This is a genomic window from Paenibacillus sp. GYB004, assembly GCF_036577605.1.
Taxonomy (GTDB): domain Bacteria; phylum Bacillota; class Bacilli; order Paenibacillales; family NBRC-103111; genus Paenibacillus_AB; species Paenibacillus_AB oceani.
In genome coordinates, this window is sequence record NZ_JARBDB010000059.1 from 154,214 (window position 1) to 169,300 (window position 15,087).

Here is a 15,087-nt window from a genome sequence, read left to right on the forward strand (position 1 = left end):
ACTAGATGAACGCTCTCGATACGATAACGAGCAGGATGAACAGGACGAGGATCACACCCGTGCTGGTAAAGCCGCCTCCGCAGCTAAAGCCTCCGATACCGGACATATTAGTTTCACCGCCTTTCTCTTCTTGATCACTACAACGACATAGTATGTGTGCAAATCCATATGGTTTGGACGTATGCCCTATACGATCGGTGCAGCCCATTGCATCCGTTCCGTTTTTCTTCCGGATTCGTATCGCTCTTCATCTTCGGCGCAGGCCGCTGCAACAGGAGGATTTCGCTTGAAACATACCGTGCCGGTTGTCGGCAAAGGGACATTAGCGGATTTGGTAGGCAGAGAATTATCGGGCTCCGGCCCATTTGAGGTGATCCGGCGGAACGGTTTATCCGCGGATATCCCGGGTGCGGCGAAGCTCGCAGTAGTGGTGTACGACGGCGGATACGCCGACGATTATGCGGATGCGGAGGAAGTGCTGGGACGGACCGGCGTTCCTTGGCTGCGCGGATTTACGGTGGATGACGAAGGATTCGCAGGCCCGCTGGTGCGCCCTGGAACAGCGGGCTGTTCCAGGTGCGCCGATCAGCGGCGGCTTTTGATCGGACGCCGGCCCGAACGGCGGGACTATGTATCGTTGATCGAAGACGCTGCTTCCGGAGGCGGCATACTGGCGGCGGGCCCGCCGCCGCTGGCCGGGTTATGGCAGACCGCCCATATCCTTGTCGGGGAAATCCGAAACTTGCTGCTGGGGCGGCGCTCCCGCTTGCAGGAGCATATGGCGATCGTTAACCTGAATACGCTCGAGAGCTCGCTTCACCGCTTCCTGCCGGAACCGCTATGTCCGGCCTGCGGTCAACTTCCCGCCGATTCGAAGGAGGCTGCCGCTCTTGTACTGCAGCCCAGACCGAAAGCCCATGCGGACAGCTATCGAAGCCGCAGGCTGGAGGATATGCGGGATCTGCTCCTTTCCTATGTGGATTCGCGGCTCGGACTGATTAATGAGAAAGTGTATGACACCGACTCGGTGTTTGCCTCGGTACGAATGAGCCTTCCGTCGTTTGCACTCGGGAGCGAGATATCCGCCGGGCGAAGCCATTCCTTCGCGTCCAGCGAATTAACCGCCGTGCTGGAAGCTTTAGAGCGGAACTGCGGCCAAGGACCGCGCGGCAAACGGACGGTCGTGCGCGACAGCTACAACCATCTGGCCGGTCAGGCGCTGAATCCGGTCCGGGTCGGCTTGTTTTCGGCGGAGCAGTACGCGCTGCCCGATTTTCCGTTCGAGCCGTACGAAGCGGACGCCCCGATGGACTGGGTATGGGGGTATTCCTTTCTGCTGGAACGTCCGATTCTTGTCCCGGAATCACTCGCCTACTACAGCTTGAACTACGGGGGCGGATTCGTCTACGAAGGGTCCAACGGCTGCGCGATCGGGGGGAGTCTGGAGGAAGCGATCCTGCACGGTGTATTGGAGGTGGTGGAGCGCGATTCGTTTCTGCTGACCTGGTATGCCAGGCTGCCGCTTCCCCGGCTGGACCCCGGCTCCGGTGACGCGGAGCTGCAATTAATGGTAGCCCGGCTGCGCGCGGTAGCCGGTTACGAAGTGTCGCTCTACAACATGACGATGGAGAACGGCATTCCTGCGATTTGGGCGGTGGCGAGAACCATCACTTCGGGGGAGGCGAAGCTGAACCTTCTGTGCGCGGCCGGAGCGCACCCGGACCCGCTGCGGGCTGCGAAAAGCGCCGTACACGAGCTGGCGGGCATGCTGTTTCAACTGCAGGACGTTTTGGCAGAGGCTCGCGAGGAAGCGGAGCGGATGGTGGGGGACCCGTCGCTAGTCACGCATATGATGCACCATGTCCTGCTGTACGGATTGCCCCAAGCGGAGGAGCGTCTGCATTTTCTGCTCGCCCCGGATCGTCCGCTGCGGACGTTTCGGGAACAGTTCGGCGATGGCGCGACAGCCCTCCGCGCCGATCTGACCGGCGATCTGTTGGATCTGGTCCGGCGGTTTCGCCGCTTGGGGCTCGATGTCATCGTGATCGACCAGACTTCGCCGGAGACGGGGCGCAGCGGCTTGTTTTGCGTCAAGGTGCTCATCCCCGGGATGCTGCCGATGACGTTCGGCTATCAGCAAAGCCGGGTAGCCGGGCTGGAGCGGGTCTATCGCGTGCCGGTCCGGCTGGGGTACGCGGAGCGGCCGCTTACGAAAGAACAGCTGAACCCGCATCCGCACCCATTTATATGAATGTAAGGGGAAGCAGGGGAAGGAACCGTTTCCGGCGGCGGTCTCTTTCCTTTTGGGTTCGTCAGCAGCGAGGCTGGTCATAAGCCAATTTTATGAATCGCGAGGCAGGAACCCAGCAGGCGTCCGGTAAATAGTAGAAGGAACGCCGGGGATAAGCAAACGGCGCTCCGCCCTCCCCCTACTTCGGCAATAGGAGTGGAGAGTGGCAGCTGCGGAAGCCGTATGGACAAGCTTGTCTCGCAGACGATACCAACCCGCTGAAGGGGGAAGCATGTTCTCGGCAGCACGCGCAGCTGCGGGCGGCAGACGTATTCACTCCGGCCGCAAAATCCTTTGCAGGCTGGCAGCCGATGTTTTTCTTAATTTGTAGACGGTTCCGGATTCTCTCACCTTGGCAATTTCGCCGAACGATTGCTTCGGGAGCAGCCATAAATAGTACTCCTCGTGATCGAGAACGAATTTGTAAGCAGGAGGCGCCATCTTGCCTACGCCCGGCTGTTTGTTGGCGAATCGGACGGCGTAGGTGAAGGCGCGTATCGTTTGTTTATCTTTGAAAATGATTTCGTTGTTCAACTGTTCCGGGTTCATTTGCTCCAGAGAGTAGACGACAACTTCGCTGCCCGTTACCCGAAACATATACAGCAAAGCGCCGATGAGAACAACGACAGCGGCACACCCAGTGATGATTCTGGCCTTCCGGCTCATGGCACCCCTCCTGTTATTGAGATCGCTTACTCTTAGACGCAGGTAAACTTCCGGAAGTTGCAGAATTGGAGTTTTGTGGATGGTGTCGTGCTGCCGAAGGAGAGGTGTTGGAGGAAACAGGGGGACAGGGGGGACGCGCGCACGGGAAACATGGAAAACACGGAAAACGGACACGGAAGCAGGTTCAAGCTCCGCCCGCCTCCCGTCTACCGTATCCGGTTAGTTCGATTGCGCCTTATGTTTCTCCGAGATACCGTAGGGGCTTCGGAGAAGAATATCGGTCCGGCTGGAGGCGCGCTCCAATAAGTCCAGCAGCGATTGCCTTGATTTGTCGCCCATGCCTTTTATTTTGTTCAGTTGGATTTCGTTCATGTCGAGAACGTCGCCGAGCGATTGGTAACCGCTGGAATGAAGCGTATGGACAATTTTCAGAAGCAAAGGCCGGTAATCGTCTTCGCGGGCCAGCGATAAGAGGCAGTACAAGTCGAGCTTCCGGCATTCTTCCGCTACAACAGGGATAAATTGCTTCAGTGGCACACGTCTGGTGGCGATCGTGTTCATATCCGTTCACTCCGTAGTAAGATTTTAGGTATGCCCCGGCGGAATGTCCGCGACAAGGCCGCTGCCGTATATGGAAGAGTATGTAATTCATTGTACCGCCGATAGTAGAGAGAGAATGTGATATTTATCACACCGGGAACGGTGAAAGTTTTCCAGCGTATGAAGGGAAGGTTCCAGCTTCAGGTTGCACGCTTTTGTGAAGATTCCATGGTCGGAGAGGGAGGATACCGGATGATTATTTTACTGCTTGGACTGCCGGGCGCCGGAAAAGGGACGCAGGCGAAACGGATTGCGGAAGATTTGCGGATTCCGCATATTTCAACAGGGGAATTGTTTAGAAAAGCGGTGCAGGAGCGGACGGAGCTTGGTCTGCAGGTGCGCGAATATATGGAAAAGGGGGAGCTGGTGCCGGACGGGGTGACGATTGGATTAGCGGTTAAACGGTTGGCCGGGGCCGACTGCGAAAAAGGATTTCTGCTGGACGGTTTTCCCCGGAACGTTATTCAAGCCGAGGCGCTGGATCAATATTTGGCTTCCCGTTCCATGCGCATCGACCGCGTGATTGATGTTGCAGTGGACGAGACGCTTTTGCTGGAACGGCTGACGGGGCGAAGGGTGTGCTCGGGGTGCGGCGCTTCGTATCACCAAATCTATCAACCTCCCCAAAACGCCGACCGCTGCGACTTGTGCGGGGAACGGCTGATTCATCGCGAAGACGATCAGCAATCGACGGTTATAGAGCGGCTGCGGATCAATAAAGACCTTACCGACCGTTTGGCATGTTATTACAAAGCGGCAGGAATCTTGCGGACGGTTGACGGATCGCAGGAGGTCGGCGCGGTGTCAAGTGAGATCTTGGAATGCCTGGACATCCGGTCTGATGGAAAGTGAAGGATGGCGGAGAAGGGCGGCTGCATCGCTCCCGGGAGGCGTGTGTGAGCAGGCCGCCGGCATCATTAGCAAGGGGCAGGGCTGTTCTACAAGGCTATATGCGATTTTTGGAACCCGTTTAGAACCGGTTTTCTTTGAGATAAAGGACCTTAATCTCCCCTTTGCAGCGGAATTTGAGGTCCTTTCGTTTGGAAATGAGGACGTTCCCGTGTCAGGCGAACCCTCTGGGGGAAAAGTCTCCCTCGCCTCCCAGCCGCAAGCTTCTCCGACAAGCTCCTCTCCGGGCATTCCAAGAGCCAAAAAGGATTTGCCAAACAGAGGTGGCTCCCGTATGATATATTAATCAAATAAATTTATAAACTAAATTGATTATATAGAATCATTGAAGCCGATTGAGGGATGAATGGGATGAATCAAGCGCGGAATGTACGGGAATGGGTCGTCAAGCAGGAGGAAGCTTTCCGGGTGGCGCCGGGCGTTTATCATACGAGCCGCGAGCTGAGAGGACGGGACCTGCAGCTGTCCGTGCAAATGACGGAGGTGGACGTGTCCGATCCTTATCTGCGTCTGGAGGCATATTCGTCAGGGGGCGGTGTCACCGGTCTCGAAACGGTCGGGGAGATGCTGTGTCAGCTGGAAGCCGAGGGCAAGCGGATTGTCGCCGGATACAACGGGGATTTTTTCAGCTATGCGGGCGTTCCGTCCGGGCTGCAGGTGACGAACGGAGAGGCGGTTACGTCGCCGCAGACGACGAAAGTGCTCCTGGCTGTCAAAGGGGACGGCACGGTTAGTCTTCATGAAGCGGTCCCGATGGAGATGACGGTAACCGGTGAGGACGGGGAGGCCCTGCGCGTAGACATGCTGAACCGGGCTTGGGGTTCTTCCGGCCGGGAGCAGGCGGTACTGTATAATTTCCGGTACGGCAAGTCGACCCGAACGTCCGGCGATCAAGTGGAGGCGGTTATTGCCGTCGAAGGAGGAAATGCTGCGATTTTGCCGGGCAGGACGATATCTGGTACGGTCGCACAGGTTGCGGCAGCGTCCGATACGGCGATCGGGGAAGGGCAACTGGTGCTATCGGCCGCCGGAGTGAAGGCGGAATGGGTGGGCAGACACCTTGTTCCGGGTATGAGGGTGCGGTTCGATGTGTCGTTCGGTTCGGACATCGACGGAGCGATCCAGGTCGTATCGGGAAGCTCGACGCTGGGCTGCGTTCTGCTGAGGGACGGCGAAGTGCCTTCCGGGCTGCTCGACCCGGCGATCCGTCATAACAGCGACCGCCACCCCCGGACGATGATTGCGGTGAAGCGGGGGAAGCTGTATCTGATCTCGGCGGACGGGCGGCAGGCCGGACATTCCGACGGGATTACGCTGGCGGAGAGCGGCTATTATATGCAATCGCTCGGCATGGAGCAGGCCATTAATGTGGACGGCGGCGGCTCGACTACTTGTTATGTGCGCAGGCCCGGTGAGGAGCGCGCCGCTTTGTGCAACCGGCCGTCCGACGGATTCGAAAGAGCGGTAGGCAACGCGGTCGCCATCGCGAGCACGGCTCCGGCCGGTACACTGAAGGAGCTCGTGCTGTTGCCGGGGCGGCAAGTGCGCGTTTTGGCGGGCGGCGCGATTCCGTTCGTCGTCAAAGGCCGGGACGCTTACGGCAATGCGGTTGCGATCCGGCAGGAGGAGCTGCTATGGAAGCTGGGCGGGGAGATCGGCCGTCTGGACGAGGCGGGGGCGTTCACAGCGGGATACGCGGACACTAGCGGCTGGGTCTCGGTTAGGTGCGGGGACATCGTGCAGAGGACCGAAGTTTCCGTGTTATGCACGGTCTCCCGGCTGCAGTTGGAACCGTCCCCGCTTGTGGTAGAGCCGGGCGGCGTCCGGCCGTTACGGGCGTATGCATACGACGCGATGGGCGAGCGGATCTGGCTCTCTCCGGAGCAGCTCGTCTGGACGGTGGAGGGCGGATCCGGTTACGTGACGGCGGAAGGGATCTTTCACGCAGCAGGGCAGCTCGGGCAAGGAGTCGTCTCGGCTGCTTATAAGGAAGCCAAGGTCGAGGCCGCGATCCGGGTCGGGCTTCTGCCTGATATAATCGCTGATTTTGAGCAGTTGGACGGTATAACCGCGGACGGGGTGAACGCCGTTGAAGGTTCGGTTTCGCTCGTTCGCGCAGCTCGCCCCCAGCCGGTGCGGTACGGCACCTTTTCCGGGAAGCTGACCTATGATTTCACGGACTGCAAGGGCGTATCGGAAGCGGTCATCCGGTTGACCGGTGAAGACGGTGAAGATGGCAGTGGCTGGGATGGCGGCGTTGGCGGAGATGGACGTCGTATCGGCGGCGCTCCCTGGCGATTCGGCGTCTGGGTGTGCGGGGACGCGAAGGGGCATATGCTGCGGCTTAACATGACCGATGCCGAGGGGCACCTATATCGCCTGAACATGACCGGAGACGAAGGAGTGTACTGGAAAGGGTGGAAGTACGTGCATGCCGGCGTTCCCGGGACGGTCGTATTTCCCGTGAGGGTACGCTCGTTGTCCTTCGTCCAGGCGGAAGCCGCGCGGAAGACGGCGGGCACGATTTACCTGGATCATTTTAGAGCGGAGTATATGGACTTGAACGAAGACGTGGAAGGCCCGCTTATCGAACCGCTGTCTCCCGCTCCGGAGGAGACGTGTCTGGAACGCAGGCCGGCAATCTGCGCGGCAGTCGCGGACGAAGGAAGTGGCGTTCATCTGTCGACGATCCGGATGTGGCTGGACGGCATGGTTGTGGAGCACCGGTACGATCCGCTGTCGGGGCGTGTCCGGTTCGTGCCGGACGCGGACTTGGCCGAGGGCGAACACCGGGTCGTCGTCGAAGCGGCCGACAATAACGGAACCGCGGCCGTGCCGCCCGTCTCCTGGACGTTTAGAATCGGGCGGGACGAGTAGCGGGGCGTTTCGCGCTAACGGACAGGCGGGGGCGTTTAGGCGGGGAGGCTGGACCGGGAGGTTGGAGTGTCGATGCGGTTCGGCGTTGTCGTGCAGAGTGGAGTGGCAAGGTGGGGTGACCAGGCCGGACGGATAAGAGCGCCATGGTGGGTTACTGAACCGTGTGGATTGGAGCGGCAAAGCGAGACTGCGGTAACCGTGCGGATTGGAGTACTGGACGGGTTTGCGGTGCGTGCAGAATGGAGCGCGGGGCGGTAGATATAAGTAGAGATTGGAGCGGAAGAGCGAGTCTGCTGTGCTGCGCAGAATGGAGTAACAAGGCGGGTCGACTGAGCCGGGAGATCGGAGTGACTGGAAGGAGCTGTTGCGCCCGCAAGTTGGTCTCGGATATCCACGAAGGGTGCGGCCGTTAATGCGTCAGTTTGGAACGTTACTGTTTCAGACTGCCGCGCGTGTCGTTGGTGCATTCTGCACATTGAATCGACAGCCTCTCTACTAGCTCTTATCTTATCCGGTTACAGCCCAATCCCCCACACCCCGCACCCAGCACCCCGCACCCCAACTCCCCTTACTCCCAATACCTCCCATATACCCAACTCATATGGTCCCGCGTACCTGCCGACTATTACTTTTAGTTTCCCATCCGCTAGTCGGTCTTTAAATGGACAAGATACTCCCTAATGTCGTACAATTCCGTCTGCCCACGATCGGCTTGGTACGGAGATCGTCCATGCCTGAGCACGGCAAGCGCGACTTCCGGAACGCGGTGCCCGGTTACGCGCCGGCTCTCCGGCTTTGTTTGCCTCAACTCCTCAACAACTCCTCATTCCCTCCTACGCCTAGACTCCAGGCGAACGGCGATCTCCCACCGCCCCTCGGCGTTAGGCAATTTCATTAATATATTTGTGCAAATGAATGTGAAAATTGCGCGTTTGTGTTTGATTGTGTGCAGAGGCTGCTCCCCCCCGCGCCATACGGCCTATTCTCTGTAAGAATCAACAATGCCTAGCAACAGTTATGAAGTTTATGTAATTGTATTGACTACACGCTATGGCAAATATATACTGGAAACGAGTGAATATGAACAATTATAGTAGAATATCGAGCTAATTCGCGCACAAAGAGAGGGGGGTTCTCATGTTGCCTGCAGAAAGGAAATTGCGCATCGTAGAGTTTGTGAAGGAGAAGCGGGTAGGAACCGTTGCCGAGCTGGCTAAGGAATTCCAGGTGCACGAGGCGACGATTCGCCGCGATCTGGCGGAGATTGAGCAGGAAGGGTTGCTGCGCCGAACGCACGGCGGGGTAGTCGTAGACCGGGGAGCCAATATCGAGCCTTCGTTTTCGGAGCGGGCGGGCGATCAGCTCGAGCAGAAGAAGCGGATTGGCAAGAAAGCGGCTGAGCTGGTCGAGGACGGGGATCATATCATTTTGGATTCGGGGACGACAACGCTTCATATCGCCCAAAACTTGATCAACCGGTCCAATCTGACGGTCGTGACCAACGATATGAACGTGGCCGCCGAGCTGCGTGACGCTTCCGGCGTAACGGTCATCGTGACCGGGGGGCAGCTGTACCGCTCCAGCTATATGCTGAACGGCATGTTCACCGATCACGTCCTCGGCTCGCTGCACGTCCAGAAAGCGTTTATCGGGACGCCGGCGATCCATCCGAAGTTCGGGCTGACCCATCCGGAGGCGCAGCTGATTCCGGCCAAGCAAGGAATGATCCGGGCGGCGCAGGCGATTATCGTCGTAGCGGACGATACGAAGATCGGCAAAGTATCGCTGCATAACGTAGCGCCGCTCCATGCCATCCACACGTTCGTGACGGGAGCCGAAGCTTCCGAGCTGCAGTTGAAGCCATTCCGGGAGTCCGGCGTAGACGTCATCACGGTATAACGGCGCGGTCCGCGACCCGCTTCTCCCGGCCCCTCTCTTGGCGGGCGGAGAAACGCTCGAACGATTTTGGCAATTAGGAGTAAACGTTCATATCGCTCAATACTGGAAGAGGGGGCTGTGCATGAAAGAGCAGACAACAACAACCATCGTTCCATCCCGAGCTTATCGTCTGCTTCAACCGAAACTGATCCGTGAAGTCGTTCTAGAGCACACCGTTCCTGACGGTTATGTCGTCGTCGAACCTACGCTTGCGAGTATCTGTCATGCGGATTTGCGCTATTACACCGGGCAAAGAAGGCCGGAAGCGCTCGCTCGGAAGCTGCCGATGTCGCTCCTTCACGAAGGAATCGGCAAAGTGGTAGTCAGCAGGGATGCAGGATGTAAGGAAGGGCAGAACGTAGTTATCGTTCCGAATATGCCGGGTTATATGCTGGACGGAACGAAGCGTGAGGATTGCTGCCCGGCATGCCGGGGAGCTGCGGGAGACAATTATTGCTACCGGGGACGTTTTCTCGGAAGCGGCATAGACGGAATCGCCCAGCGGCGAATCGTCGTTCCGGCCGGCTGCGCCATTCCGGTGCCGGAAGAAGTACCGGATGAGATCGCGGTGCTCACGGAGTTATGTTCCGTGTCGTATCAAGCGATCACCCGCGTCAAGGAACGCTGGGGGAATATGAGCGCGGCAGTATTCGGCGACGGGCCGGTAGGGTATTTGACGGCGGCGATGCTGCATCATGCGGCCGGACTCGGCCAGGATCGGCTGCTCGCGTTTGGCGCGATCGAAGAAAAACTGGAGCAGTTCCAGTTTGCAAGAAGAGAGCTCGTTCAGCAATTCGATTTCGGCGCAGCCGAGCCGGTTGACGTGGCGGTCGAATGTACGGGCGGACGTTTCAGCGAAAGCGCGGTGAACCAGGCGATCGACCTGCTGAAGCCGGGAGGCGTATTGATCCTCATGGGCGTGACAGAGGAACGGGTGCCGATCAACACGAGGGACATTTTGGAGAAGGGCATAACGGTCATCGGGAGCAGCCGCAGCATGAGCCGGGACTTCCAGGCGGTTATGGAGCTGATGAGACGTCCGACGTGCCAGGAGACGCTGCGAAGATTGCTGCCGGAGCGGACGAAGCCGGTCCGCAAGGTGGAAGACTATATCGAAGCGATGGAAGAGGCGGCGGCCCATCGCGATTGGAAAAAAACAGTGCTGCAATTCCACTGGTGACCAGACCGTGAAATTCAACAGCACCGCACAAAGAAAAACAAACATAACCATAACCAGTATAAGGCAAATCCGCACGGATTGCCAATGAAACGAAGAAAACGGAGTGATCGGACGATGACGGAGACGAATCAAGTATACTGGCAAGCGCACCGGGGCGGCGGAGCTTACGAAGCGCCCGACAATACGATGGGGGCGAACCGTTATGCGTGGTCGCTGGGAGGGATTCCGGAAGCGGATATCCGGACGACCAAGGATGGGGTCATCGTCTGCCTGCATGACGCGACTCCGGCCCGGACGACGACGGCGCCTGCGGACGTGAGTCATCTCCCGATCTCCGAGTTTACCTTCGATGAAATTAGCGCTTGGGATGCCGGCGTCAAGTTCGACGAGAAATTCCGCGGAGAGACCATTCCCGCTCTCCGCGAGATGTTCGAGGAGATGAAGGGGAGACCGGAACGCCTCGTTTATCTGGATCTCAAGCAGGTCGATTTGGAGCAACTCGGTAAACTGATCGACGAATACGGTATTAATAAACAGGTGATTTTCACTCATAATATTCAGGAAAATTGCAAAAGTATGAAGCGCATCGCATCCGGCGTGCGGACGATGCTGTGGATCGGCGGCAGCCCCGAGCGGATTATGGAGACGTACCGTCAGGCGCGCGATTCCGGATTCGAAGGGTTGGATCAGATCCAGTTCCATATCAAAGCCGGCGGAGACGAAGGATGGCCGTTCCAGCTGGAGAAACCATTTTTGCGGGAGGCATTGTCCGAAACGTTGGCGGCAGGAGTGGACTTGGAAGCGCTGCCATTTACCTTCGACGGCAAATCGATGGATCTGCTGCTGAACTTGGGAATCCGCTGGTACGCGACGGACGAGCCGGCACGGTTTCTGGAATGCGTGCAAAGCTGGCAAAGCCGGCAAAACGAGTAAGCATGAAGGCGAGAGGGGAAACCAACACATGAATTATAAGAAATCTTTATATTTGGGGATGGCCGCATTGCTTCTTGTTCTAACCGCTTGCGGGCAAAATGGCGGAGGTTCGGCGAACCCGGCCGGAGAAGATCCGAAAAAACCGGAGGAGCCGCCGCAGCCTGTCAAACTAACGATCGTGAACAACGGAGCCGGCATTACCCCGGACAACCTGGAAGAGTTCGTATTGAAGCCAGTTCGCGCCAAATATCCGCATATCACCGTTGAGCTGCTTACAGGACGGTCGCTGGATCAGCTCATTACGGCCGGCGATACCCCCGACCTGGTGGCGACAAGCAACTATTACATGCACGACATGATCGACCGGGGACTAGCCAGCGATTTGAACGAGTTCGTCAATAAGGAAAAAACCGATCTGACCAAGTTCGAGCCGGAGACGATCAACGTTCTGAAGTCGTTCGGCGGCAAGGGCGAGCTGTTCGGAATGCCGTTCGCGATGAACTACGGAATTCTTGCGTACAACAAAGACCTGTTCGACAAGTTCGGCGTGCCGTATCCGAAGGACGGGATGACCTGGAGCGAGACGATCGAGCTGGCTAAGAAAATGACGCGCAAGGACGGCGATACGCAAATTATCGGTCTCGACTTCACGTCGGCAACCGCGCTTACCCGCGCCTACTCGCTGGCGACGGTCGATGCGAAGATGGAGAAGCCGATTCTGGACTCGGAAGAATACAAGAAAGTGTTCTCCGTCATTCGCCAAATCTATGACATTCCGGGCCAGTTCGACCCGAAAACGAATTATGCCAAAGACAATATCGACTTTTTCCTGAAGGACCAGAAGGTAGCCATGCAAGGGTACTGGCTCGCGGCGCTCGCCTCGCGTGTAAAGCCGCTCAAAGACTCGGGCAAGGACTTCAATTGGGATCTGGTCTCGTTCCCGTCCTTTGACGACCGCAAAGGCGTCGGCCGCGAAGTCGACTTCCATCTGTTGACCATCACCCCGGCCAGCAAAAACAAGGCGGCGGCGTATCAGGTCATTCAGGCGATGATTACCGACGAAGCGCAGAAGGAAATGAACAAGGGCAGCCGGATGACCGCCTTTAAGGACGAGGAGCTTCGCAAGCAATTTGCCAGCAGCATGGATATTTTCAAAAACAAAAACCTCGCAGGCATATTCAAAGTAAAACCTGCCGTGCCGCCGATGGGCACGAAATATGACGCCAAAAACTATACATACGTCAACGATGCGATGAAGGCGGTGCTGGGCGGTACGGATATCAATACGGCGCTCCGCGAAGCCAACGAGAAAGCGGTTAAGGCGATGGAGGAAGAGAAGCAGAAGGCTAAATAAGCCATAAACGTCAAACAAGGCACGGAAGCGGCGAACGGACAAGCCCCCGGGTACGACGCGAAGCAGCACCCCAGCATGAGAAGCCCAGGGGCTCCCATTGCCGTCTGCTCAACCGACAAGGGAGGAATGGGTAACGTGAATAAGATACACGGGGAACGATCCGGCAGTTTGACTCCGGGCAAGGGACGCGCGATCAGCAGGAGAGCGCTGTTGTCTACGATGGGCGCAGCGGGCATGGCCGCCGCTATGGGGAGCTTCGCCAAGGCGGCGGGGGCGGGCCCCGGCGTAACGGATTCGGTATACGGCGGGGTTATCGCAGGCGGTCCGGACGGCGAGTATGCGAGGCTGACTCCGAATGAGCTGATGAAATTGAAGTTGTGCCTGTCCGCTACGATCGGCGAGCTTCGCGCCGGCAAACGTCCGCTGATGTCCAACGTTTATTATGTAACCGACCTCGGCCGTGAAGGAGTGTTCGTATACGACGCATCGGATACCACTTCGGCCGACAATGACGGGACGATCGTCGTGACGGCTTCGGGAGACCGGTATATCCGAAGGACGGAAGCGGCTTCGCCCATCGACGTCCGCTGGTTCGGGGCGAAGGGCGACGGAGTCAACGATGATACGGATGCGATACAGGCGGCGCTGGAGGAGGCGCTCCGTTTGGGAAGCGCTGTCATCCGTGTCCCGGCCGGGCGATACAAGCTGACCCGGAGCTTGAATCTGTACCGCAATACCCGTCTGCTGTTGGACGATACGGCTGTTCTTCTTCGCTCGCACCGGGGCGCTCTGCTGATGAACTACAAGACGAGCGATATTTTTTACGGGTATGAGGGAAACGGCAATATTACGATTGAGGGCGGAGTCCTCGACTGCAATGCGGCCGGGTTCCTTAATCCGAGCGTGGGTATCGCCTTGGCCCACTCCAGCGGCATCACGATCCGGAAGGTTACCCTTAAGGATGTCCCGCTTGGCCATGCAGTCGAGCTGACCGGCGTCGAGAACGTGCGGATCGACGAGTGCGCTTTCCTAGGATTCGTAGGCGACAAGGACCGGTACTACGTAGAGGCGATCCAGCTGGAACCGGCAACGCAGGCAGGCTTCGGCGGTTTTGCGAAGGATCATACCGCTACTCGTCTAGTAACGGTGACCCATTGTTATTTCGGCGGCAGCGGCACGCCGGGCACGGCTCCGTGGCCTTGCGGCATCGGCGCTCACAGCGCGGGGGCGGATAAATTTTACGACAACATCACGGTAACGAACAACACGTTCGAGGGCAGCAGCTACTGGGCGATCCGGCCGTTCAAATGGAGAAACTCGATTGTCAGCGGCAATTATATCCGGCAGGCGGCGGGCGGCATATTCATTACGATGCCGGCGCCGGGTTCGGCTTCCACGAAGGATGAGCATGGCGTCGTATGGCCGACCCAGCCGGCGAGCAATCTTGTTGTCGAGAGCAATATTATTGAGGGAGCAAGCGGCACCGGCATTTATGTGGAGGGACAGCAAGCGGCTCCGATCCATAACGTCGTCATTACCGGTAACGTCTTCAGACAGGTGGGCGGGCATGTCATTCAGCTGAAATCTTGCGATTCCAGCATCGTTTCGGACAATATTATGGAGACGGGCGCCAAGAACGGATTGATCGTGGCAGATTGCACGAGAACGGAGTTGACCGGCAACGTGATGCGGGATATCGGCTTCTATGGATTCAATGTCGGAGGTGCCGCGTCGCTGCTGACGATCCGGGACAACAAGATGATCAATGTCAGCCAGATCGGGGACAACCGGTACGACGGAATTTATTTGTCGGGTGCGTCCTCCGACTTCCGGGTGATCGGCAACCAGATCCGGACTGAGCCCGGCAAGGCGAAGCCGCGCTACGGCATGAACATCCACAACACCGTTACGAACGTAACGCGCTACGGCAACGATCTGCGCTGCGAAGCGGTGTCCGGGTCGCTGCGCGATTTATCTCCGGAGCCGGTCACCTCTCCGGTGGATATGGAGTAGAGACAACAATAAAGGCATAAAGCCCCGATCCGTTTATATAGGCGGACGGGGCTTTTTGGGCGTGGCGGCAGGATGTTATATGAATGAAGAAGACAAGGATTTTGGAAATAATTGTCGAATGTATTTCTAATATGCTTGAACTAGTGGGCGAGTGGTATAGGTAAGGATTTTGAATGATTATTTTGCCGAGGAGACGTAAAAATCTTTCTAAGGAAAGGTGATTTCGATTTGAATATCTTGTTTGCTTTCGCCGACGACTGGGGACGCTATGCCAGCATTTATGCCGAGCACGAAGGACCTGATTCCATCAATAAGCTTATCTCCACT

Annotated in this window: 11 protein-coding genes; 8 read left to right on the forward strand and 3 right to left on the reverse strand. The window is 57.6% G+C overall.

The window, feature by feature from the left end; genetic code table 11:
- Window position 1: 1 nt before the first annotated feature.
- A complete protein-coding gene (locus tag PV433_RS25840; protein WP_190932408.1) occupies window positions 2-106 on the reverse strand; it encodes a sporulation protein YjcZ in 105 nt (34 codons plus the stop codon).
- 180 nt (window positions 107-286) lie between these two features.
- Between PV433_RS25840 and PV433_RS25845 the strand changes: the two genes are divergently transcribed.
- Window positions 287-2,251, forward strand: a complete 1,965-nt coding sequence (locus PV433_RS25845) for a TOMM precursor leader peptide-binding protein (RefSeq protein ID WP_332074913.1) — start codon at window positions 287-289, stop codon at window positions 2,249-2,251.
- 312 nt (window positions 2,252-2,563) lie between these two features.
- Here PV433_RS25845 and PV433_RS25850 read toward each other — a convergent pair whose 3' ends face one another.
- Together PV433_RS25850 and PV433_RS25855 are read right to left on the reverse strand one after the other, a co-directional pair.
- Window positions 2,564-2,956: a hypothetical protein gene (locus tag PV433_RS25850; RefSeq protein ID WP_332074914.1), complete on the reverse strand. Its 393-nt coding sequence runs from the start codon at window positions 2,954-2,956 to the stop codon at window positions 2,564-2,566.
- A 219-nt stretch (window positions 2,957-3,175) separates the two neighbouring features.
- Window positions 3,176-3,517 carry a DNA-directed RNA polymerase subunit alpha C-terminal domain-containing protein gene (locus PV433_RS25855; protein WP_332074915.1) on the reverse strand — a complete coding sequence of 114 codons (342 nt, stop codon included), beginning with the start codon at window positions 3,515-3,517 and terminating at the stop codon, window positions 3,176-3,178.
- 231 nt (window positions 3,518-3,748) lie between these two features.
- Here PV433_RS25855 and PV433_RS25860 point away from each other — a divergent pair, with 231 nt between their 5' ends.
- From PV433_RS25860 to PV433_RS25890, 7 genes are all read left to right on the forward strand, one after another.
- Entirely contained in the window at window positions 3,749-4,408 is a 660-nt protein-coding gene (locus tag PV433_RS25860) for an adenylate kinase (protein ID WP_332074916.1), read from the forward strand.
- Between the two features lie 408 nt (window positions 4,409-4,816).
- The gene (locus PV433_RS25865) at window positions 4,817-7,342 is read left to right on the forward strand and encodes a phosphodiester glycosidase family protein (RefSeq protein WP_332074917.1); all 2,526 of its coding nucleotides are present in this window, start codon (window positions 4,817-4,819) and stop codon (window positions 7,340-7,342) included.
- A 1,137-nt stretch (window positions 7,343-8,479) separates the two neighbouring features.
- The gene (locus PV433_RS25870; protein WP_332074918.1) at window positions 8,480-9,241 is read left to right on the forward strand and encodes a DeoR/GlpR family DNA-binding transcription regulator; all 762 of its coding nucleotides are present in this window, start codon (window positions 8,480-8,482) and stop codon (window positions 9,239-9,241) included.
- 121 nt (window positions 9,242-9,362) lie between these two features.
- Window positions 9,363-10,460, forward strand: a complete 1,098-nt coding sequence (locus PV433_RS25875; protein ID WP_332074919.1) for a zinc-binding dehydrogenase — start codon at window positions 9,363-9,365, stop codon at window positions 10,458-10,460.
- A gap of 114 nt (window positions 10,461-10,574) precedes the next feature.
- Complete coding sequence (locus tag PV433_RS25880; RefSeq protein WP_332074920.1) at window positions 10,575-11,393, forward strand: glycerophosphodiester phosphodiesterase; 819 nt, start codon at window positions 10,575-10,577, stop codon at window positions 11,391-11,393.
- Between the two features lie 28 nt (window positions 11,394-11,421).
- Window positions 11,422-12,747 (forward strand): ABC transporter substrate-binding protein, encoded by a 1,326-nt coding sequence (locus PV433_RS25885; RefSeq protein WP_332074921.1) that lies wholly within the window; start codon window positions 11,422-11,424, stop codon window positions 12,745-12,747.
- Window positions 12,748-12,882: 135 nt separating this feature from the next.
- A complete protein-coding gene (locus PV433_RS25890) occupies window positions 12,883-14,760 on the forward strand; it encodes a right-handed parallel beta-helix repeat-containing protein (RefSeq protein WP_332074922.1) in 1,878 nt (625 codons plus the stop codon).
- Window positions 14,761-15,087 lie beyond the last annotated feature (327 nt).